Raw genomic sequence first — 21,467 nt, 5'->3', positions numbered from 1 at the left:
AAAGGGTGGACGGGAATCCAAGCAACACTAAAATGCTCGTTTGTACGGCATTTAGTTGCGTTATACCACAGCACACCGCGCCATTAACATTGACCCTCATCAGATTAAGGCCGCAAAATGCCCATAACATCATTTCGGTGGTGGGTTTGGCTGTTGCCCGCTTAGGATTTCCGTACAACGAACTAAATTTAGAACAAAAGATAATTTATAAAAATAATATAAATCATTAGGTTAAATATCTGTTAATTTAATTTGTTCTGACTTTTACTTCGCTGTCTTGGGAAGTAATTTTGAAACTTAATGAATTTTGCGAAGTAAATTTAGAACTTTTTGAACAATTCTAATTTGGCCACATACCAAATGCATCTACATTTAGGAAAGTAATCGCCAAAGGCCTCCTTCGGGCGACATCCCTCAAGAACGTTTATGATAAGCCCCCTCTTTTTTTAACTCATTATTCCACATATTTGTATCTGGTTTTACCGATAATTGATTCGGAAGCGCAGCCCAGTCTTTTGAAAACAGCCATTTTCATTCAAAAAGTTCTAAATTTACTTCGCAAAATTCATTAAGTTTCAAAATTAGTTCGAAAATTGTATTAATATTACATCATTATCAATGAGTTGATAATGATACGGTAAACACAAAAAATAAATAATTCAGACGAAATACTACCCAAAAACTATCTTATTCAAAAGTTTCAAATTTAGTTACACGTTTGTTCTAAATTTAGTTCGTTGTACGGGTACCAGCGATTAAATTGATTGCCATAATCGCCATTTAAAACAGCACAAAGGACTCTTCCCAGTTACTAACAGGCTTTATCATCGCATAACGTCTCTTTACAGAATTCAGGCGAATTTACCCCCGGTTTTGGCCGCTCCCCGTCGGTTCCGCAAAAAGCACCAATAATACTTCGCATTTTATAAACAAGTTCCAATATTACTTCGCAATGGCCATAAAACAATAAAGAAAGTTATATGAATCATAATGATATGCGGCGACTAAAATAGGTGAATTTTGGACATGGCGCATCTTTACCACTGGCAACACCATTTTCTGCAAAATGTTCCAAAAATACTTCGTTGTACCAGGGCAATCGCGCTATTCAACGCCTTTCCCGAAGATCAGTTCTGCCCGGTAGCGGTCACTCAAACAAGCCCGGAGCTTACGTTTGCGTAGGCTGTCTTTAGTGGGCGCAGTATTGTTCAATAAATTCAGCGCCGCCCGCCTGACCAAAGCCAAGTTTTCCGGCGCATGGTTTGTCCTCGTCCGGTTTCGGTCTTCGCCAAACTGTACGTCCAGCACCCAATGCTGCCTGTTTTCAATAAGCCAGTGCTGCCGTACGGCTTGGGCGAAACGTTCCAGTCCGCCGAAAGAACACAAATAATAGCGGGATTCCACCGAGGTTTTGTCCCCGACGATCTGGGTAGATTCGACCCTGCCGACCGCCGTCAAGCCTTTCCATTCCGGCTTTTGTTCGAGCCAGGCGATCTGGCTGCTTAATGAGTAACGGCGGATTTCGATGCGTCCGTGGTCTTTCTCCACGGTTTCGTGGACGGGCAACCGCCCTGCCGCCACTTCCGTCTCCAGCCACAGACTGACATCGTCGCACAAGTCTTTGTGGTTGTCCTTCAGGGCCAGGACATAATCCGCTTTGGCATCGACAATGAGTCCGGCAATGGCTTTTTGGCAGCCCATCGCATCAATCGACACCACCGCGCCTTCAATGTCCAGCATCGACAACAGGTCGGGGATGGCGGTAATCTCGTTAGTTTTCTCCCCCACCGCCTGCTGCGCCAGCACCCAACGCGCCTTTGCCGCATAGGCGCTCAGCAAATGCACGGCCCTGTCGCCAGCACGGCTGCCGCGTAGCGTCTTGCCGTCCAGGCAGATTTGTTCGCCCGACAGGCTGGGCAAGGCGGCCTGGGCCCAACGCATGAACGCTTCCCGAAACACATCGGGGTCGATCCGGCCCAACACATCGCTTAAGGTGTCATGGGAGGGTATGCCATTGGTCAATACCAGGAAGCCACGCAACCAACTCTCTTTTTCCTTGGCAAATTCCTCCATCCCCACCCAGTCTTCTATGCCACTGAGCACCGCGCACAGCACTATCATTAGGATGTCGCTTAACCGGTGCAGTTTGTTTTTTGTCTCGCGGCGGGGGTCTTTAATTTCTTGGAAATACGGCTGTGGATTGGGCAGCATCCTTGTTCTCTCTGCAAATCGCCTATTTTATTACCCTTGTTACGTCAAGGGATAGAGGTAGCGCGATTGCCCTGGTGACATAGCCAAATTTATTGCTTTGCTACTCAAGCTAGCCCTTATGTTTTAAAAATGCAGCTTGCTGTTTCTTCAACCACAGATACACGCCAGTGACCGACAGCATTGCTACCGTTAACCCAATCAAACACACCAAAATTTGGTAAGGTAAGCCGCCAATACGCGCCATGTGCAAAGCGCCAAGCCAATTTGTGATGGTGTCGCCCGTTTTTTCTCCAGTCGGCAGATATAAGGCCACGAAAGCCCCGCTTTCTGCATCCAGCCATAAAAGACTGGAACCAGCCGATGCGCTGACATCCCGATCCGTTACCACCCAATACAGATAAAGCCCTTTCAAGGGGTTATAAAGGAATTTTTGTTCTGCCAGCACCGTAAAACCTTTTTGCTTCGCTTGCTCATGCATTAACTGTTTAGCGATTGGATAAGCCGCCCTAAAATCCACTGCGGGAGCGTATTGGGCTCGCGGAAGATCGGCAATGGGATAATCATTAAAATCAGTCAATTCAGAAAATTGCTTCATGATTGGGGTGTAAACAGGCTCAAGCATATTCAGATAAACGCTAGACCACGCAAATACCAACAGCATTAGCCATGTCCATAAACCTCCGGCACGGTGCAAATCAAAATTACGGCGTTGGTTTGAACCCCGCCATTTGATTTTCCAAGCAATTTGCCAACGTTGCCAAAAGTTGCGTTGGGGATTTGGCATGTTGATCGTGTTGGGGAAAGTTGCCGGAGACTTTTTCTTTAGAGGCGGTAAAGTCAGGTAAAAACCGACAAAACAATCCACCGTCCAAAGGGTTGCGGCAATGCCAAATAACCAAATGCCTATTTCCCCCAATACTAAGGAGTAGTGCAGTTCAACGATAAAGGGCAAGAAATTCTGACGGGTTAAAGGCCAGTATCTTAAGCTGCTAGCTGGAGCCAGCTCAGTTTGCCCAGGGATGGTTTCCCCAGTATAGGGATTGAATTTGATGATTTTAGGGGAATTGTCTTCAGAGGAGGAAGGCAATGGCTCAATAACTACCGTATATATTGCTCCAACTTCGCGGGGGGCTAAGCTGACACTATTGATCTGGCCCCTTGTGTTTAATGCTAAGGCCCGTTCACGTAAGGTGAAGGGATCTAGCATCGGCGACGATTGTGCCGCAACCCGCTCTAGCGGATTTAGCCAAGCATCCAATTCGTGATAAAAAGCCAAAACGCTGCCTGATAATCCGGCAACAAACAGAAAAAAGGCTATATAAAGGCCTGTATAACGGTGTACCAATACCCAAAAATAACGTGTCATGAACGTGGTTTAGATGGCTAATTACGGACTGCCGAAGCGGATTTTCTGGCTATTTTTCCGTCTTCGAATCCACGCTTTATTGAATGTGCCGATAAAAAGCACTGGCTTCTAACAAAAGATGGAAGCCAGTGTAAATGAGGGATACGGTTAATATTGGATACTAATCGACCCCATAAACGTGCGCGGGGTGCCGAAATCGACAATGCCTGAATTGGCGGCACCAATTGAATTTAAGCCCGTAAAATACTGCTTATCCAACAAGTTATTGACGTTTAATTGCGCGGTCACTTTCGACTTGCCGACATCCAAACTATAAGCCGCCAATAAATCTACGGTCGCATAACCGGGGATTTTTGCCGCTGGCGCATCGCAGCAAGCGTTTTGTCCGTCCCGGATGGTCACGCCACCACCGAACTTAAACCCTCTCAGGCCGCCGTCCTGAAACTCGAAGGTGTTCCACAAGCTGCCGGTGTTGCTGGGGACATTCCAAAAACGCGTCCCCACCGCTTGGTAAGAGTCGAAAGTCGCCTCGCCGGAACCGGAATCAATGATGCGGGCATCGGTGTTGGCATAGGTGGCGATCATATTCCAGCCAGGCAAAATTTCGCCTTGGATGTCCACTTCCGGGCCCCGGCTGCGGATAGCGCCAGTGAGGACGGAAATGCCTTGGGCTGCTAATACGCCGTTGGGGCTAGGCGTGGCGACATTGGTTTTAGTCAGATCATAATAGGCCACGGTGGCGCGCAGGCGGCCATCGAAAAACTCGGTTTTAATGCCGCCTTCATATTGCTCGGCGCTGGTCGGCGGCGCCAGTGCGCCAGATTCCAAAATCGCCCCCGCTTTGTTGGGGCCGAAGCTTTCCACATAATTGGCGTAGAGGCTGAGCCAGCTCTGTGCTCGCCACAAAATACCCACCCGTGGCGTGACCGCATCATCGCTTAAGGCCGTGGCACTGGAACCGCCACCTAAAATGTCACCAAAGCGGGTCAGATTGTCCTGATGGATGTTTTGGTAGCGGATGCCGCCCATGACGTGGAACTGATAAGGCAGTTTGATTTGGTCCTGCACATAAAAACCGTATTGGTCGGTACGGTTATCCACTTGGCTGATCGGGCTTAAAGGTTGTGTAAATGGCGTGCCGGGGTGGACAGGATTGTTTATATCAATGGTTGACGTATCCCAGATGAAGTTTGCCGGGTCGCTGAAGCTGGTGGCTTCATGATGGCCATTGTCCAAACGGTAATAATCGCCACCAATCAATAAGGTATGGTGCAATGCGGCGGTGTCAAAATGCCCGATTAGGTCAAGGTTGGTGGAATAGGTGTTGAATTGGCTTTCAACGCCCCACAATTGGCGGGTGACGCTGCCGCCACTCCCGTCAACCGGATAAACAAAATAAGGGTTATCAATGTTTTGCTGGTTGACGGAAAAGCGGTGTTTGACCGACCAATCATCGTTAAATTGGTGCGCTATATTGAACCCCCCATAAATGGTTTCCCGCGTGGTCGGCGTGTATTCGCCGTAATTGCGGCTACTGGGGGTGCTGAACAGCCGGTCTAGCGGCAGGAACGCCGTGTCCAAGCCCAGATGCTGATGGTTATACTCCATTTCCAAGGTCGCTTGGGTCCTGGGGCTGATGTTCCATTTCAACACTGGCGCCATGAACACGTCTTCCTTATCGACAAAATCGCGGAACGAGCCGCTGTTTTGGTAGGACAGGTTCATCCGGTACAACAAGCTTTTATCTTGATTAATTGGGCCGGTGGCATCCAGCATGGTGCGGTATAGGTTGTAAGAGCCGAACTGTTGGGTCGCCGCGTAATACGGAGTTGCCAAGGGTTGTTTGGTGACAACATTGATCATGCCGCCCGGCTCCACCAAGCCATATAATATAGCCGCCGGGCCTTTTATCACTTCGACGGATTCGACATTCGCCATTTCCCGGCTGGACACCCCTTGTTGCAGACGGAAACCATCACGGAAATAGGTTTGCGATTCAAAGCCCCGCAAAATGACCGATTGCCCTGTGCCGCCAAAAAAACCGCCTTCATTGCCACCGGAGCCGTTGGTCGTGACCCCGCTGACATTCTTCAAGGCTTGGTCGAGGGTGATCACCTGTTGGTCTTTCAAGACTTGTTTGGAAATCACCTGTACGTTTAGCGGGGTTTCCATGACCGGCGTGTCGGTTTTTGTGCCTCCCGTGGCTTTGGGCAGGACGTAATTTGGGTTATAAGGGTCGTCCGGTCCGTAATCCGTGGTGCCGATGACCGTCATTTGTTTCAAGGTCGGGGTGCTGCTTTGGGGCGATGGTTGGGCGTTTGCCTTGGCCTTTAGTTTGGCTTTTGCCGTTGGGTTATCCGCCACTTGCGTATTGGCAGAAATCATGGGGGGCTCGTTTTGCCCAAACGCAAGTGCCTGGATAGGTAGGGCGGTTAAGTTTAATAGCGGGATTGCCGTTAGCCAGTAGGCCGATTTAATGCGGTAATGCGGTTTCTTGAGGTAAAAAAGGTTAATTTTCATTCTGCCAATCGCCTTATTGCTAAGTTAAAAACACTTGTCGATAAAGACGCGCCACTCATGGAAGCACCTCATGCCCTGGCAACTAAATTTTGGGCCATTTTTAAGGCTATGTTTGCGTTAATAGTTGAATCTGAACTTTTGTACTCACCCTGGTCTCATTGGGACAGGGGGTGGAACAATGAAGACAAAAGCCTATTGCGAGTGGTTGGAAGGGGTGGGCCGCCTCACCCGAAAGCAACGGACAGCCGTGCTCGTCCAGCTGAATGCGGCGGAATCCCGTGAAGCCATCGTCAGTGAATTGGAGAGCGGACACCTGCGCCCGTGCCCGCATTGCCAGAGCGGGCGACTGGGCCGCTGGGGCAGGCAATCGGGGTTACAGCGGTTCCGCTGCCGGGACTGCGGAAAATGTTTTAATGCTTTAACGGGCACCCCGCTTGCGCGGTTGCGGCATAAAGAGCGCTGGTTCGATTATAGCCAAGCCTTGATTGAAGGGCTCACCGTCCGTAAAGCCGCCGAGCGTTGTGGCGTGGCTAAAACCACGAGCTTTCGCTGGCGGCACCGTTTTCTCACCGAGGTGGCCGGGCTGAAGGCGACTGGCTTGACCGGCATTGTCGAAGCGGACGAAACCTATTTTCCGTTGTCATTCAAAGGCTCACGACAGTTACCAAGGCCGCCGCACCGCCGTGGCCATGCGGCCCATCAACGCGGGACGGGGGACGGTCAAGTGCCGGTATTGGTGCTACGTGACCGTCATGGTACCACCACCGACTTCAAACTGACGGCGGCCACGCAAGCCGAAGAGGCGCCCATTATTGGCCGCGTCGTCGTAGCGGACGCCGTGCTATGCACCGATGGCGGCGCAAGTCTCAAAGGCGCGGCGCGTCAGGCGGGTATTGCGCATCGTGCATTGAACCTATCGGCGGGGATTCGTGTGCTGGCCGGGGTTTACCACATCCAAAATGTCAATGCGTATGACAGCCGCCTCAAAACTTGGATGCGGCGGTTCCATGGGGTCGCCACCAAATACCTTGATAACTATCTGGGCTGGCGGCGCGGACTGGAGCGATGGGGCGAACAAATCACCCCCGGCGTCATCCTGCAAGCCGCTGTGGGGCGTTGCGTACCTTTCCAACTATTAACGCAAACATAGCCATTTTTAATGGCTATATCTGGAGTTTGGGGGCTTTTAACTGAGGTGTTTTTAACCTTAAAAAAATAATGGAAATCCTTTGTTGAATCCACGACATAAAAACTGATAGCATTCGTGCCTTATTAACGATTAGGACAGGCCCCATCCATGAAAACCGATGATATTGCTAGTGTAAAAACCTATTTGCTTGATTTGCAAGATAGAATTTGTTCAGCATTGGAAAGCCAGGAGCCTGAGGCCCGATTTCTTGAGGAGCGGTGGGAACGCCCTGAAGGCGGCGGTGGCAGGACGCGCGTGTTGGCTAACGGGGAGGTGTTTGAACAGGGGGGGGTTAACTTTTCTTCGGTATCTGGCATCCATTTGCCGCCTTCAGCGACAGAAAAACGGCCTGAGCTGGCAAACCGCCAATTCCATGCGATGGGCGTGTCGTTAGTGATCCATCCTAAAAATCCGTATGTCCCCACTTCCCATGCCAATGTCCGTTTTTTAATTGCCGAAAAAGCCGGTGAACCCACCATTTGGTGGTTTGGTGGCGGATTTGATTTAACGCCTTTCTATCCTTTTCACGAAGATGTCATCTATTGGCATAATACCGCACAGGAAGCCTGCCGGCCATTTGGCGATGAGGTTTACGGCACCTATAAAAAATGGTGTGACGAATATTTTTTCCTCACACACCGCAATGAAACCCGCGGTGTCGGTGGTTTGTTTTTCGATGACCTGAATGAATGGGGGTTTGAAAAATGTTTTGCGTTTATGCAAAGTGTCGGCAACCATTATATTGACGCTTACTTGCCGATTGTGCAAAAACGCAAGGACACCCCTTATGGTGAGAGGGAACGCGAATTTCAACTTTACCGCCGTGGCCGTTATGTGGAATTTAATCTGGTTTATGACCGTGGGACATTGTTTGGGCTGCAATCCAATGGCCGCACTGAATCTATCCTGATGTCCTTGCCGCCTGTCGCGCATTGGCGGTATAACTGGCATCCTGAGCCGGGTAGTCCAGAAGCGGTGTTGTACGAGCATTATTTGCAGCCACAAAATTGGTTGGGCATTTAAAAGCCAATGTCGCTATTAGCCATTCAATTCCTCTCAGGTTTGTTATATGCCAATGCGGGCGAGTGGCTGATGCACAAATATATCCTTCACGGGCTAGGGGGGAATCCGCAGAGCTTTTGGGCCTATCATTTGCAGGAACATCATGCCGTTTGTGCCAAACACGCAATGGTTGATCCCGGATATCAATCGGTTTGTCTGACAACATGGAACACCCAAAGCAAAGAGTTGGTCGTTTTGATGGGTATTGTGTTGTTGCATTTGCCCTTATTTTTCTTGTTGCCCGCTTTGACCAGCGCCATTTATTTGTCTTTGGCGCTTTATTACTACAAACATCGCAAGGCCCATCTTGATCCGGTCTGGGCAAAACGGCACTTGCGTTGGCATTATGACCATCATCTTTGCAACCAGCTAGCTTGTGGCGGGAATTGGTGCGTGACTTGGCCTTGGTTCGATCATTTGTTAGGGACCCGGAAATATCCCGAAGATGGGTTATATTGACACGCCGAAACCGACTCACTAGACTAGCAAGCCAACGAAGCCGCCATCCTTTTAGTGCGTGTATCTGCACTAAAACAAAAAACTAAACAACCCCTATGACCATCACGCCTGACATCATTGGCTATATAGCCGCTACGCTGACCACCAGTTCGTTTTTACCGCAAGCCATTTTGACCATTAAAACCAGGGATACCGAATCATTGTCCATGGGCATGTATAGCCTATTTACTACGGGGGTGTTTTGCTGGCTGGTTTATGGCGTTTATATTGCTGATAAGGCGTTGGTCATTGCCAATATCGTCACTTTCATCTTGGCAGCCACAATCCTCTCCTTTAAAGTCTACAACGACTTTTTGAAAAAAAAATAACCCCTACCAAATCAGTATCTTGACTACATGCATCTTTGCATTGTTTGTGCAATGCCAGTTTTTTCTCGGCCTTAAATATTCAAGTGAATGATGGCCGCCCCGTTTTTAAACCTAGAATGAGAGTGATATGACCAACACAGTGACATTGACCCGATTTATCATTGAGCAACAACGTGAATGGCCTGATGCCTCAGGCACGTTTACCCTGCTTTTGAATAATATCGTCACCGCCTGCAAACAAATAGCCCATAAAGTCAACCGGGGGCAGTTGATTGGTGTGTTGGGCAGTGCCGGATCGGAAAATGTGCAGGGTGAAGTCCAGAAAAAATTGGACATTATCACGCATGAGATTATGGTGAACCAGTTGATCTGGACGGGCCATCTGGCGGGCATGGCTTCAGAAGAAATTGATGATGTCATCACCATCCCCGCCCATTATCCAAAAGGCAAGTATCTGGTCATGTTCGATCCGCTGGATGGTTCGTCAAATATTGATGTCAATTTGGCGGTCGGGACTATTTTTTCTGTCTTGCGTTGCCGTGAAGGCATAGAGCCAACCCTGGATGATTTTTTGGCGAAGGGTTCCGAGCAAGTGTGTGCGGGTTTCGTCATTTATGGCCCGTCAACGATGCTGGTGTTGACGACAGGGCAGGGGGTCAATGGCTTTACTTTGGATCAGGATATTGGTGAATTTATGCTCACCCATCCCAATATGCGCATCCCTGAAGAAACCAGCGAATTTGCGATAAACATGTCCAACCAGCGGTTTTGGGAGCCGCCCGTGCAACGCTATATCGAAGAATGTGTCCAGGGTAAGGAAGGTGTGCGCGGAAAGGATTTTAATATGCGTTGGGTGGCGTCGTTTGTCGCCGATATTTACCGGATTTTGACGCGTGGCGGGGTGTTTCTGTATCCGATAGATAACCGCGACCCCAAAAAACCGGCAAAATTGCGGATTATGTACGAAGCCAATCCAATGGCGTTTATTATTGAGCAAGCGGGCGGTTTATGCACTACCGGATACGAACGTATCCTGGACATCCAACCGTCAGGCATACACCAAAGGGTGCCCGTCATCTTAGGGTCTAAAAATGAAGTGGAACGCATCATCGCTTACCATCTGTCCGCTTAATGCGTTCTAGTGCCCAGTTAGAGTGTTGAGTTGTCAGTGTTATTTTCGTAGGGGCGAGCGGTTGCTCGCCTGATCGCTGCGGATTTCGGTACAGGCCATAAACAAGGCGGACAACCGTCCACCCCTACGGATTTAGACTGGCCCGACAAAAAATCAGTGACTAAGCACTAGGCCGGTAAAGGGCCTCCAAGATTAAAATACCATTGGAGGCCGTTTATCCTACTGGGGCCCTATTGGCTTTGTTGCTTTATTTCTTCCCGTTCCTGCCGTGCGCTTTCTTCCAGCACTTGTCCCACTTGTTTGGCTTTGCTTAGGGCTTCCGCTTGTGTGGCGATGCCTGGTGGTTTTTCAGGTTTGCCCTCTGGAGAGGGTTCATTGCTACACCCGGCCATGTTGGCAACGATTAGCCAACATAAAGCCCTTAATGTCAATCTTGTCATATTGCGTTCCCCATTCTGATGGTTATGGCAGTTGCGTCATTTCTGCGGATTTATTGTAATCAACACCTACGCTAACAATAAAACTGGTGGCCTCTTCAATGTTCATCGCCGATTTGATGATTTTTGCTTGGTCAACAATCACGGTAAACCCCGAAGTTGGATTCGGGGAGGTCGGGATAAACAGGACATATTTGTCTTCATAGCGATTGGTCACATAAGCCGGCACCCAAATCCCCGGGCTAGGATATTCGACATAAACCACTTCTTTGCCGACTTTTTGGTCATGCGAAGAAAACATATTGATCAATTTGCCGACAACACGGTAAATCGTGTTTAGGAATGGGATTTTTTCAATCATTTTATCGAAAATCGTAATGACCCAAGGGCGGCCTTTTTTGACGATTTTCTGGCCGATGGACACGACAATGATAAAACTCACTGCGAAAAATAATGCCGTATAAAAATAATTATCGGCATAGTCATGCACGATACTAAATAAATCCGACACCAGTTCTTTTATAAAAATAATGATTTGCAAAATTACAACGATGGGCAAAATGGCCAGGATGCCAATCAGAAAGTAATTTAAAAGCTTTTTAGTCAAGGTTTGCATGTGTGTTCTCCCGAATATGGCTAGTTATGGCTATTGGCATGAGTTGGCCAATATCTGTACTGATGAGGTTGTAATTATTTTTCTTATCATACTTGGTGGTTCTAGTCGTTTATTGATTATTGCCGGGCTACCCAACCCAAAACAATGGTTGCAATTATAAGCCAATTTCTTGTCGGTAGCGGCTTATCCTCGCCCTTAAGCCAGTTCACAAACATCTGATGGATATACAAATCAGGCGTTTTCTCTGTAACTAATAGGCCGGACGGTATATAATCGGGGGCTTTGATTGAACCATTTACCACTTTCACACCGGAAAAAGACATGCTCGGTAAGCTAGTTAAACTTGTTGTAGGGAGCCGTAACGATAGGCTGATAAATAAAAAGAAAAAGTTGGTCAAAAAGATCAATGCCTTAGCTTTGGAATACGAAAAACTGCCTGATGATGACTTAAAGGCTAAAACTCAAGTTTTTCGTGATCGTTTAAGTGCAGGCGAGCGTTTGGACAATCTTATTCCAGAGGCTTTCGCTGCGGTTCGGGAAGCGTCTACACGGGTTTTTAGCATGCGCCATTTCGATGTGCAGCTAATCGGCGGTATGGTCTTGAATGACGGCAGGATTGCCGAAATGAAAACGGGCGAAGGCAAAACCCTGATGGCGACGCTTGCCGCGTATCTCAACGCGTTGCCAGGACGTGGCGTGCATGTCGTCACCGTCAACGATTACCTTGCCAAACGTGACGCCGAAAACATGGGCAGGCTATACAGTTTCTTGGGCTTGACCACAGGTGTGATCCTCGGGCAAATGGACGCACAATCAAGACGCAATGCCTATGCGTGTGACATCACTTACGGGACCAACAACGAATTCGGTTTCGACTACCTCCGCGACAATATGGCATTCAGCCTGGAGCAAAAAGTCCAGCGTGATTTGTATTTTGCCATCGTCGATGAAGTCGATTCGATCCTGATTGACGAAGCCCGGACACCTTTAATCATTTCCGGCCCGACCGAAGACAGCACCGAAATCTACATCAAAGCCAACGGCATCATCCCCTCCTTAACCGCGCAAGAAAAAGATAGCCCCGCCGGTGATTACACGGTTGATGAAAAAACCCGGCAAATCCACCTGACCGAACAAGGCCATGAGCGCGTCGAACAGCTTATGGTGGAACACGGCTTGATGGTTGAAGGCACCAGCTTATACGACGCCACCAATATCCGCTTGATGCATTACCTCAACGCATCCTTGCGGGCGCACATCCTGTTTAAAAGGGATGTTGATTACATCGTCGCCAATGATGAAGTGGTGATTGTTGACGAATTCACAGGCCGTACGATGCCTGGCCGCCGTTGGTCAGAAGGCTTGCACCAAGCGATTGAGGCCAAGGAACGCGTCACTATCCAAAATGAAAACCAAACATTAGCTTCGATCACTTTCCAAAACTACTTCCGTCTGTACGAAAAATTATCGGGCATGACCGGAACCGCCGATACCGAAGCGTTTGAGCTCAACAAAATTTACGGGCTTGAAGTGGTGGTCATCCCCACGCACCGCCCGATGATACGCCGCGATTTGGGGGACGTGATATTCCTGACCGCGGATGAAAAATACCGTGCCGTTGCCGATGACATTAAGGAATGCGTCACCCGCGGGCAACCGGTTTTGGTGGGGACGACTTCCATCGAAAATTCCGAGCGTTTGTCCGGGCTGCTGGTGCAACTGGGCATCAAACATGAAGTGTTAAACGCCAAGCAACACGAACGTGAAGCGCATATCATCGAGCAAGCCGGACAGCCTTTTGCCGTCACAATCGCCACCAATATGGCGGGGCGGGGAACCGACATTGTCTTGGGGGGTAACCTGGAAGCCGAACTTAAGCTTTTGGGTGCTGATGCCAGCGAGGCTGAAAAAGATAAAATCCGTGGGGCTTGGCTAGACCGGCATACCCAGGTCATCGCCAGCGGCGGACTGCATGTCATCGGTTCGGAGCGCCATGAATCACGGCGTATTGACAACCAGTTGAGGGGGCGTTCAGGCCGTCAAGGTGACCCGGGTTCAACGCGGTTCTATTTGTCCTTACAAGATGACTTGATGCGTATCTTTGCCTCCGAACGGGTCGCCGGACTGATGCAAAAATTAGGCATGGGCAATGGTGAAGCGATTGAGCATCCGTGGGTCACCCGCTCCATAGAAAACGCCCAACGCAAAGTTGAAGGCCGCAACTTTGACATCCGCAAAGAAATTCTGGCTTATGACGATGTCGCCAACGACCAGCGTAAAGTGATCTATGCCCAGCGCAACGAAATTATGGCGGCGGCCGAAATTTCGGAGATCATCACCGCGATCCGCGCGGATGTTGTCAACCACGCCATCACGGAATACATCCCGCCCAAAACCATGGCGGAGCAATGGGCAATTGAAGAGCTGGAAACCCATATCCAGCAAGAATTTAATGTGCAAATCCCGATACGGCACATGCTGGATGAAGACCATTCCTTGCATGAGCTGAGCTTGCGCCAGCGCATTGTCGAAATACTCGAACAAAACCATAAGGATAAAGAGCAGAGTATTGGTGTGGACATCATGCAACATATTGAAAAGTCAATTATGCTGCAAGTGCTTGATAGCAATTGGAAAGAACATTTGGCGGCAATGGATTATTTGCGCCAAGGCATACACTTTAGGGGCTATGCCCAAAAAGACCCTAAGCAGGAATACAAGCGCGAAGCGTTTGAGATGTTTAACAGCTTGCTTGAGCATATCAAGCATGAGGTTGTGACCATCCTGTTTAAGATCCAGCTCAGGCAGGATCAGGATGCGGAAGTGCTGGACGGGCAAATGCAAACGCCCAAAGAAATGCACTTCGACCATGCTGAAGTGCCTTTATTCGATACTGACACGGCGGCGCAATTGGACGTTGGTGATGATGACGCCAACCTGCAATTTGCTGGCTATGACAATAAAAATATAGGCCGTAATGACCCTTGCCCTTGTGGCTCCGGTCAAAAATTTAAACAATGCCATGGCAAAATCAGTTAAGCGCTAGCTGAAAATTCCGGTTTAAAAGGCCGGGGGCACGAGTGGTTCGTGCCCCCGGCCTTTTTTGTTTGGATAATGTGTAAGCCAGCCATTTTATTAGGGTTTGTTGGCCTTTTAGTGCCGCTCCGGCCGCCTTAATAAGCCAATTAAACTGTGTTATTTAACGCATAATGCTATGTCATATCACGCATTACTTAATAAAAACCCAGCAATACAATAGGTTGTGTGTTTACATTGAAAAATGTGTGTGGCATATCACATGGTTTGGTGGCCTGTCCGAATAATATCAATCGTTTTCAATAGGGATTAATCGGTTTTTCCCTCTTGCCCCCTACCATCAAGTGTTTGGTTTGCCTGCTCAAGAAAAGTAAAAAGTAATCTAATATCAATAGGATATATTTAAAATAAAACGCCTGTTATTGATTGGCATGTATGGTGCTTATTTGTAATTGTGAACCTAATATCGGCTTTGCTGTTTTTTATGTTCGCTAATATAACAACCTATAATGTCTACAGGAGTATTCGATGAAAAAAAATAAACTGGCAAAACAACTGGCGCTCTTATCAGCAGCAATATTGGTGTCCATTACCGCCCAAAACGTATTGGCACACACAGGTATCCGGGATGTTGTTCCAGAAGGCGTAGTGGCTTATAACGCATTCAACGTTTCACATGGTTGTGACGGCAATGGCGATTCTTCTGTCGGAAGAACCAAAAATATCATTGCCATGTCAGCCTTATTTCCTAACGCCGCTGACCCTGCCTTAGCGGTTGTCACTAAACTTGACCCTACCACTGGCGCGCCAATGGGCACTTTGGCGGATTTGTCCGACGATATTGCCGGTGTGGTGGCAGGCGTGGGCTTTACAGGTTTGGGGTTAAATACCATCCAACCTAACTTGTTCGCAAATTTCGTCCCTAAAATTGACAAAAACACCCTATTGGGGGCGCACGCAACGCCGTTAAAAAGAGGTTATTTCACCAACAACGGCCCGCTCCCTTACGCTTCCGCACCGATCTTCCAAGAAGTCACCAGCAGCGCCGCATTTTCACCTTTTGCGGTCGGCCCGATCAACTTTAAAACCACTTCATGTGCCAAAAGCCTAAAAGTACGGATTGCGGAAGTCAATTATTGCTTAAGCGGTAAGGCCAGCAGAAAAAATCCTGCTAGGGCAGATGTCTGGATTGGCCATTTGACCACTAAATTCAATGACGCAAACGTGATGCCTTATAGCCAAGCCGAGATGGATTCAGGATTGGTTTACTGGCCAACGATGACAGTTGCCCGTGATTTAGTTAAAAACCCGTTAGACCCTGCTTGTGGCGCCGGTTATAACTTGGCCATTGAGCCTGCAGACGCGGACATTGATGCTAATTTGCCTATCCCCTATAACGAAGGCAAGGGTGGCGCGCGTCAATTATATTGGCCCACCAGCAATTAAAAAAATCATAACGTGACACTGTGCCAAACCTAGGCTTACTGGCACGTTATTTGATTTAAGTAGTAAAATGATTGGTTTTTTAGGTAGATAACCGTTATGGATATCTGCCTTTCAATCCGTTTTACGCGACATGGGATGTCACTAACCACAAGTTTTCGGATTTGTGGTTTTTGTTTATAGGCAAAATAGAATTGACTGTATTGAAAAAACCAATTTTGGCAATTTGCGGCTGTGTATTGGCGTCGACGTTAACGTTAGCGGACGGTAAACCGGCCGGATTTGCCCTTACCCAAGCCAATGCCCAGCAAATGAAGCTGGAAGTTACGCAAACCCCATTGCCTAAAGCACTGGAGGGAATTGCCCAAACTGCCGGCATTACCTTGCATTACTCCGGTTTGTCTGGCAAGCCTGTCAATGCGGTTTGTGTGGGGCAAAGCGCCAAGCAAATCCTTGAATGTTTGCTTGATAAAAAGGCCAACCTGGTTTTCCGTTATGGACAGGAAAAAGCGATGGCGCATGGGAATGTCCTTGTGGAAGCTTGGGTGCTGGGGAGTGATACAGGGCAAGGAGGTGCTGGTGATGTGGTTACGGTAAAGCCACCGGTCGATACGGGCGATCATCCGCAGGCCCGGACACCGGACGGATCAGATATGGGCCATTTGCTTGACATGGCACAAGCTGACGATCCTGAACGTCGTGCCGAGGCCATAGCCACACTGGCTTTACAGAGGCAGGCAAGCGATCCGGCCATCCGCAATGCGCTCGAAACCGCACTAACGGATAAATCAGCCGAGGTGAGGGCGCAGGCCGTGTCCGCTTTGGCTAAATATGGCGATGCGGACGCCGCCGCCGGATTGGCTGCCGCATTACAAGATAACGATGTTTCAGTACGTTTGATGGTCGTCGATAGTGCCGATGGGCATCCGGCCTTATTAGAGCAAGCACTTAATGATAGCGATGAAACAGTCCGCACTTATGCGTCCACCAAATTGGAAGCACTGGCGGCCCGTTAACACTATTCTGCAATTATCTGGGTACAGGTCTTTGCAGGGGTAATAATTAAAACACGAGGAACATGATGAAAAAAATATCCCCAACTCCGATTTTGTCCGCGTTGCTGTCATTAATGGCATTAGGGCAAACCCAGCTTGCTTCAGCGCATGAAATTTATGGGACATTGGGTTACGCCAGCGGCTCGATTGACCAATACCAAATCCATTGTTTTGACAACGGTGATGGCAATGGCGCCAATGACCACTTGTACATCAATGTAAGCGATACTTTGCCTGTCGCCGCACCTTTGGTCAGCATCCAAATCCAACGGGCGAATATAGCCAAAAACCTGACTGACGCCGTTGATGGCAACGCCACTTCCAGCCCCAGCGTCAATTTTAAAGGTGGCGGTACCGGAAATGATTTTTACATCCTGACGGTTGATAAAACTGCGGCGGGCAATGAAAATTATAAAGTCGAACTCCATTGCCTAAGCAGTTCTGGGGATCATGTGGGTACGGAATTTCCTATACTTACTGACCAGTAGTTAGCACGGCTAACTGCCCTAATCCAGTGATGGCTATCAGAATAAGGGCCGTTAAATGATTCTTTAACGCCACGCAAGCATACGAGGAAAAATTTATGAACTCCAGTTTCCCTAAAAATACCGTCTTAAAAAATACTTTTGCAATGGCTTTGTTGTTGGGGCTTTGCAGCCATGCCAGCACCACCCTGGCGGTAATAAAAAATGGCTCGTTAGGCAATGCCAGCGGTGCAACCGACTATTACCAAGTGACCTGCTCGAAAAATGCCAACGGTGACACCCATCATTTGTCACTAAAGTTACTTGATTTGTTACCGGTTGCTGCACCTAAGGTTAGCGCCCAAGTTATCAAAGGCCGGTTTGCAGCCAACACCACGGACGCTGTGGATGGTGATGCGGTGACCAGCCCGGCGGCCAACCCGTGGACCACCATTATCGTAAATAAAGTGCCTACCAAGGTTTTTAATAGCGGCAATGGTGTGTACGATGTTAGGGTCAATAAAACCTCGGCCGGGGTGGAAAGTTACCAATTAAATTACAATTGCCTGAATAGCGCAGGTAAAACGACAGGAATCGCCACCAAATTCCTACAAAACCAATAATCCAAAACCATTGTGCATAGATGGGCAAATACCTGGCTGTCTATCGCCAACTAGTTAATTTATAAAAATAATAATAATAATAATAATAATAAATGAATAAACCTATCTTAACCCTGCTATGTATAGCCTTGGCGATATTTTTTATACAAACCGCACATGCCGTAGAGCAGGGTGATATTATCCCCGACTGTAAGCTCAATTCCTTATCCGACGCCAAAACAACCACCCTTAAGCAGTTTCAAGGCAAGGTGCTTTATATTGATTTTTGGGCATCTTGGTGCGGGCCTTGTGCCAAATCATTCCCTTTTTTGAACACCTTGCATGACGGGCTTAAAGGTGATGATTTTCAGATCATCGGCATTAATCTGGATGAAAACCCCAGCGATGCCCAAGATTTTCTTGCCAAATATCCCGCCAGTTTTACTGTGGTTTCGGATGTCCAGGAACAATGCGCCAAACAGTTTGCCGTGCAAGCGATGCCTTCCTCTTACTTGGTTGACCGTAACGGCATTATCCGCCATATCCATCTGGGTTTCCGGGCAGATGAAGCCGGGGAATTGAAGGTTTTAGTTGAAAAGCTGGTAGCTGGACATTAGGCCTAGCCAACTGTTTTTGAAGGATATGCAACAATGCCAAGAAAACTCATGTTAACCCTAATAGCCACCGCGGTTTCGGCTAGCTGCTTACCCGGATGCACGCCCTTGTCACCTTGGCAGCGCGGGACACTCGCCAAGCCGTCCATGGCTCTTGAGCCCACCCCCATGCAGGATATTTTAAGCGAACATACCCATGGCAGCCGTGAAGCGGCGTCTGCCGGCAGTTCTAGCAGTGGAGGCGGTTGTGGCTGTTACTGATAGGGTCAGATATTTCTTAAAAAATGGCTTCTTGCCATCGCCCAGTAAACGCAAGCCTGCGCCAACTGTGAGCCCGTCTTTGCAAGCCTTGACCGTTGCGGCCTTAGCATTGCCCGGCCTGATATTGCCCGCCGCCCATGCGGCTGAAGAGGATGAGGTTAATTTCCAATATAGCCATTATCAGGAAGGCAAGCGCAAGTTATACAACGTCAAAAACACCCGCAACCCGATTGAAGTTGAAAGCGTGGTGGGTAAGGCCAGGATAAGTTTGACTGACCGTATCAAATTTGCCTTTAATTATATTCAGGACACTTGGTCAGGGGCCACGCCCATCACCACCTCGCCATTGGCGGCCAACGGCAACCGTGCCATCCTCGCTGACACCCCATCAGGGAAAACCATCACCACCGGAGCCTCGCCTTATATCTATGGCCAGATGCTTTTAAATAAAAAATTTGTGCCGATTGTGGTCGATCCGCAAGGAAAAGCGATAGGCCGGACATTTCTGCCCGTACATGTGTTATCGATGGCTTCGCCTGAAACACGTAAGCAAGGTGATTTTACCTTAGGTTATGAATGGGATGAGGCGGCTGTCAATATCGGTGGCGGCATCTCTATAGAAAACGACTATGAATCGCGCTTTGGTAACATCAATGGCCGCTGGGATTTTAACCAGAAACTGACCACCTTAAATCTAGGTTTGAGTTATACCAATAGCGACACGGCGGCCCGTATCGACCATGACGCCGAAATCTATTTGGTTAAGGACGCTTATGACCAACAGATTGAAAAATCCGGCAATATTAACGTCTTGCGCGGTAATCGCCAGGATTGGGGAACCAGCTTGGGGTTGACGCAAGTCCTTAATAAAACCGCCCTAGTTGAAACCAGCATTGGCTATACCCGCAGCACCGGTTACATGGAAAACCCTTACAAGGCCACCACCATCGTGTTTGCCGATCCAAAGACCCTAGGCACTGATTTCTCCAACCCGAATGCGATTGTCGGCCAAGTGCGCGCTTTTCTGGAGCAGCGCCCGGATGAGCGCAACCAGGTTTCGGTAGGTGGCCGTTATATCCAGCATATTGGTTTATTGGACGCCGCACTGCATTTGGATTACCGGTTTTTCCACGATGACTGGGGCATTAATGCGCATACTTTTGAGGCGGACTGGGTGCAACCTATCGCTTCCACATGGACGGTGACCCCTAAAGTGCGCTATTACTCCCAGGATGCCGCCGACTTTTACTACCCTTATATCATTGCCAAACAGGCTTATTCATCAACCAACCCCAATAAGAATTTGCCCGCCAATTTTTCCAGTGACCAACGCTTGTCCGCTTTTGGCGCATTAAGCGGTGGCGTGGCCATCAGTAAAAAACTATCCAAAGCCGTGAGCATTGAAGCGGGGTTTGAATACTACACCCATGCAGGTTCATTAAAAATGGACGGTGGCGGTGAAGGCCGTTACAGCGATTTTAATTACTATCAGGCCAATGCCTCGTTAAATGTCAACTTGGCGGCGTTAAATAGTGGTGGCGGCTCTTCCGGTCATGCCCATGACCATCACGGGCACCATTCCGGAAGCCACGGCCCTGCGGGTGTCATGTTTGGCCACATGCTGAATAAGACTAACGAGGTCATGGTCGGTTACCGTTATATGTACAACCGGCAAGCAGGCGATATGCTGCACGGCACCCATCCGGCCAGCGACCAAGCCATCCGGAAAAACGCCTGCCTCACGGGATATACGAAAAATTGCCGGGTGACACCGACCGAGATGGACATGCACATGCACATGCTCGACATCATGTATGCGCCCACCGATTGGCTGAACTTGATGCTGATGCCGCAATTTGTGGATATGGAAATGAACATGCGGATGTTGGACGGGCTCACCTATAACCCGTTCCAGGATCATGTGCACAGCGATGGCGACCACAGTGCGCATGCCACAGGCGGGGTGGGCGACACCGGTATGTACGCGCTGTTTAAGTTGTTTGATAAGGAAGGGCATCATGTCCATGCCACCTTGGGCTTAAGCGCGCCAACAGGTGATGTGGATATTAAGCTGAGGCCTATGCACCATAAAGACGGGGGCTATATCCACTACGGCATGCAGCTGGGCAGCGGCACTTGGGATTTCAAACCCAGCGTGACTTATACCGGCAAGCTCAACCAATGGTCGTGGGGGGCGCAATTTAATGCCACCACCCGCCTGCAAAATAAAAATGGCTCCGGTTACGCCTTAGGTGATATTTTTCAAGGGACTGCGTGGGGAAGTTATCACTTTACCCCGTGGCTGTCGGCTTCAGTCCGTGGGGTTTATACCGGCCAAGCTGACATTGACGGCAAATTCAAACCCGTTTCTGGCGTCAGCAATAATGTGCTGGTCAAGAACGTCAACCCTGGCTCAAAAGCCAATTACAGCACCGGCCCGATGGATTACACCGGCAGCTATGGTGGCCGGTATTGGGATATCGGGTTTGGCCTTAACTTCACCGTCCCGTCCGGCGATTTGCAAGGCAACAGCCTAGGCGTGGAATGGCTGCAACCCGTGCAAGACGATGTCAACGGCTACCAACTGGACAGGGAAGGCGCGTTATCGGCCACTTGGAGCGTGATGTTTTAA

At 48.9% G+C, this 21,467-nt stretch carries 18 protein-coding genes; 13 read left to right on the top strand and 5 right to left on the bottom strand.

Annotated elements, in window-relative coordinates; all coding sequences use genetic code 11:
* Positions 1–1,104: 1,104 nt before the first annotated feature.
* The 3 genes from METMI_RS0120340 to METMI_RS0120330 all read right to left on the bottom strand — a co-directional run bounded on the left by METMI_RS0120340 (position 1,105) and on the right by METMI_RS0120330 (position 6,097).
* Positions 1,105–2,211: an ISAs1 family transposase gene (locus METMI_RS0120340; RefSeq protein WP_019868148.1), complete on the bottom strand. Its 1,107-nt coding sequence runs from the start codon at positions 2,209–2,211 to the stop codon at positions 1,105–1,107.
* 109 nt (positions 2,212–2,320) lie between these two features.
* Positions 2,321–3,577: a PepSY-associated TM helix domain-containing protein gene (locus tag METMI_RS0120335; protein ID WP_019868147.1), complete on the bottom strand. Its 1,257-nt coding sequence runs from the start codon at positions 3,575–3,577 to the stop codon at positions 2,321–2,323.
* 147 nt (positions 3,578–3,724) lie between these two features.
* Complete coding sequence (locus METMI_RS0120330) at positions 3,725–6,097, bottom strand: TonB-dependent siderophore receptor (protein WP_019868146.1); 2,373 nt, start codon at positions 6,095–6,097, stop codon at positions 3,725–3,727.
* Between the two features lie 178 nt (positions 6,098–6,275).
* On the opposite strand from METMI_RS0120330, the gene METMI_RS0120325 reads away from it, so the two are divergent.
* The 5 genes from METMI_RS0120325 to METMI_RS0120305 all read left to right on the top strand — a co-directional run bounded on the left by METMI_RS0120325 (position 6,276) and on the right by METMI_RS0120305 (position 10,307).
* The gene (locus tag METMI_RS0120325) at positions 6,276–7,247 is read left to right on the top strand and encodes an IS1595 family transposase (protein WP_019864971.1); all 972 of its coding nucleotides are present in this window, start codon (positions 6,276–6,278) and stop codon (positions 7,245–7,247) included.
* A gap of 147 nt (positions 7,248–7,394) precedes the next feature.
* Complete coding sequence (hemF, locus tag METMI_RS0120320; RefSeq protein ID WP_019868145.1) at positions 7,395–8,309, top strand: oxygen-dependent coproporphyrinogen oxidase; 915 nt, start codon at positions 7,395–7,397, stop codon at positions 8,307–8,309.
* A 6-nt stretch (positions 8,310–8,315) separates the two neighbouring features.
* Positions 8,316–8,807: a hypothetical protein gene (locus METMI_RS0120315; RefSeq protein WP_019868144.1), complete on the top strand. Its 492-nt coding sequence runs from the start codon at positions 8,316–8,318 to the stop codon at positions 8,805–8,807.
* Between the two features lie 95 nt (positions 8,808–8,902).
* Positions 8,903–9,175 carry a SemiSWEET transporter gene (locus METMI_RS0120310; RefSeq protein ID WP_019868143.1) on the top strand — a complete coding sequence of 91 codons (273 nt, stop codon included), beginning with the start codon at positions 8,903–8,905 and terminating at the stop codon, positions 9,173–9,175.
* Between the two features lie 127 nt (positions 9,176–9,302).
* Complete coding sequence (locus METMI_RS0120305; RefSeq protein WP_019868142.1) at positions 9,303–10,307, top strand: class 1 fructose-bisphosphatase; 1,005 nt, start codon at positions 9,303–9,305, stop codon at positions 10,305–10,307.
* Positions 10,308–10,537: 230 nt separating this feature from the next.
* Here the strand turns inward: METMI_RS0120305 and METMI_RS27210 are convergent, their stop codons facing one another.
* Together METMI_RS27210 and METMI_RS0120295 are read right to left on the bottom strand one after the other, a co-directional pair.
* On the bottom strand, positions 10,538–10,747 hold the full coding sequence (locus tag METMI_RS27210) for a hypothetical protein (protein ID WP_156829919.1): 210 nt from the start codon (positions 10,745–10,747) through the stop codon (positions 10,538–10,540).
* Positions 10,748–10,769: 22 nt separating this feature from the next.
* A complete protein-coding gene (locus tag METMI_RS0120295) occupies positions 10,770–11,360 on the bottom strand; it encodes a DUF502 domain-containing protein (RefSeq protein WP_019868140.1) in 591 nt (196 codons plus the stop codon).
* Positions 11,361–11,681: 321 nt separating this feature from the next.
* Here METMI_RS0120295 and secA point away from each other — a divergent pair, with 321 nt between their 5' ends.
* The 8 genes from secA to METMI_RS0120250 all read left to right on the top strand — a co-directional run bounded on the left by secA (position 11,682) and on the right by METMI_RS0120250 (position 21,467).
* Entirely contained in the window at positions 11,682–14,399 is a 2,718-nt protein-coding gene (secA, locus tag METMI_RS0120285; protein ID WP_019868138.1) for a preprotein translocase subunit SecA, read from the top strand.
* Between the two features lie 525 nt (positions 14,400–14,924).
* Positions 14,925–15,842, top strand: a complete 918-nt coding sequence (locus METMI_RS0120280; protein WP_019868137.1) for a hypothetical protein — start codon at positions 14,925–14,927, stop codon at positions 15,840–15,842.
* Positions 15,843–16,042: 200 nt separating this feature from the next.
* Positions 16,043–16,855 (top strand): HEAT repeat domain-containing protein, encoded by an 813-nt coding sequence (locus METMI_RS0120275; protein WP_156829918.1) that lies wholly within the window; start codon positions 16,043–16,045, stop codon positions 16,853–16,855.
* Between the two features lie 62 nt (positions 16,856–16,917).
* Positions 16,918–17,382, top strand: a complete 465-nt coding sequence (locus METMI_RS0120270; RefSeq protein WP_156829917.1) for a hypothetical protein — start codon at positions 16,918–16,920, stop codon at positions 17,380–17,382.
* A 95-nt stretch (positions 17,383–17,477) separates the two neighbouring features.
* Positions 17,478–17,981 carry a hypothetical protein gene (locus tag METMI_RS0120265; RefSeq protein ID WP_019868134.1) on the top strand — a complete coding sequence of 168 codons (504 nt, stop codon included), beginning with the start codon at positions 17,478–17,480 and terminating at the stop codon, positions 17,979–17,981.
* Between the two features lie 92 nt (positions 17,982–18,073).
* Positions 18,074–18,577, top strand: a complete 504-nt coding sequence (locus METMI_RS0120260; RefSeq protein WP_019868133.1) for a TlpA disulfide reductase family protein — start codon at positions 18,074–18,076, stop codon at positions 18,575–18,577.
* Between the two features lie 48 nt (positions 18,578–18,625).
* Positions 18,626–18,835, top strand: a complete 210-nt coding sequence (locus METMI_RS26515; RefSeq protein WP_232215265.1) for a DUF4266 domain-containing protein — start codon at positions 18,626–18,628, stop codon at positions 18,833–18,835.
* Positions 18,822–21,467 carry a DUF3570 domain-containing protein gene (locus METMI_RS0120250; RefSeq protein ID WP_232215264.1) on the top strand — a complete coding sequence of 882 codons (2,646 nt, stop codon included), beginning with the start codon at positions 18,822–18,824 and terminating at the stop codon, positions 21,465–21,467. The genes METMI_RS26515 and METMI_RS0120250 overlap by 14 nt, the downstream gene beginning before the upstream one ends.

This window comes from Methylovulum miyakonense HT12 (genome assembly GCF_000384075.1).
Classification (GTDB): Bacteria; Pseudomonadota; Gammaproteobacteria; order Methylococcales; family Methylomonadaceae; genus Methylovulum; species Methylovulum miyakonense.
This window is presented reverse-complemented; position numbering and strand designations above follow the sequence as displayed.

Bases quoted from the DNA above. Each gene is read 5' to 3' on its own strand.
- METMI_RS0120340 (WP_019868148.1), bottom strand. From the start codon at position 2,211: ATGCTGCCCAATCCACAGCCGTATTTCCAAGAAATTAAAGACCCCCGC.
- METMI_RS0120335 (WP_019868147.1), bottom strand. From the start codon at position 3,577: ATGACACGTTATTTTTGGGTATTGGTACACCGTTATACAGGCCTTTAT.
- METMI_RS0120330 (WP_019868146.1), bottom strand. From the start codon at position 6,097: ATGAAAATTAACCTTTTTTACCTCAAGAAACCGCATTACCGCATTAAA.
- METMI_RS0120325 (WP_019864971.1), top strand. From the start codon at position 6,276: ATGAAGACAAAAGCCTATTGCGAGTGGTTGGAAGGGGTGGGCCGCCTC.
- hemF (WP_019868145.1), top strand. From the start codon at position 7,395: ATGAAAACCGATGATATTGCTAGTGTAAAAACCTATTTGCTTGATTTG.
- METMI_RS0120315 (WP_019868144.1), top strand. From the start codon at position 8,316: ATGTCGCTATTAGCCATTCAATTCCTCTCAGGTTTGTTATATGCCAAT.
- METMI_RS0120310 (WP_019868143.1), top strand. From the start codon at position 8,903: ATGACCATCACGCCTGACATCATTGGCTATATAGCCGCTACGCTGACC.
- METMI_RS0120305 (WP_019868142.1), top strand. From the start codon at position 9,303: ATGACCAACACAGTGACATTGACCCGATTTATCATTGAGCAACAACGT.
- METMI_RS27210 (WP_156829919.1), bottom strand. From the start codon at position 10,747: ATGACAAGATTGACATTAAGGGCTTTATGTTGGCTAATCGTTGCCAAC.
- METMI_RS0120295 (WP_019868140.1), bottom strand. From the start codon at position 11,360: ATGCAAACCTTGACTAAAAAGCTTTTAAATTACTTTCTGATTGGCATC.
- secA (WP_019868138.1), top strand. From the start codon at position 11,682: ATGCTCGGTAAGCTAGTTAAACTTGTTGTAGGGAGCCGTAACGATAGG.
- METMI_RS0120280 (WP_019868137.1), top strand. From the start codon at position 14,925: ATGAAAAAAAATAAACTGGCAAAACAACTGGCGCTCTTATCAGCAGCA.
- METMI_RS0120270 (WP_156829917.1), top strand. From the start codon at position 16,918: ATGATGAAAAAAATATCCCCAACTCCGATTTTGTCCGCGTTGCTGTCA.
- METMI_RS0120265 (WP_019868134.1), top strand. From the start codon at position 17,478: ATGAACTCCAGTTTCCCTAAAAATACCGTCTTAAAAAATACTTTTGCA.
- METMI_RS0120260 (WP_019868133.1), top strand. From the start codon at position 18,074: ATGAATAAACCTATCTTAACCCTGCTATGTATAGCCTTGGCGATATTT.
- METMI_RS26515 (WP_232215265.1), top strand. From the start codon at position 18,626: ATGTTAACCCTAATAGCCACCGCGGTTTCGGCTAGCTGCTTACCCGGA.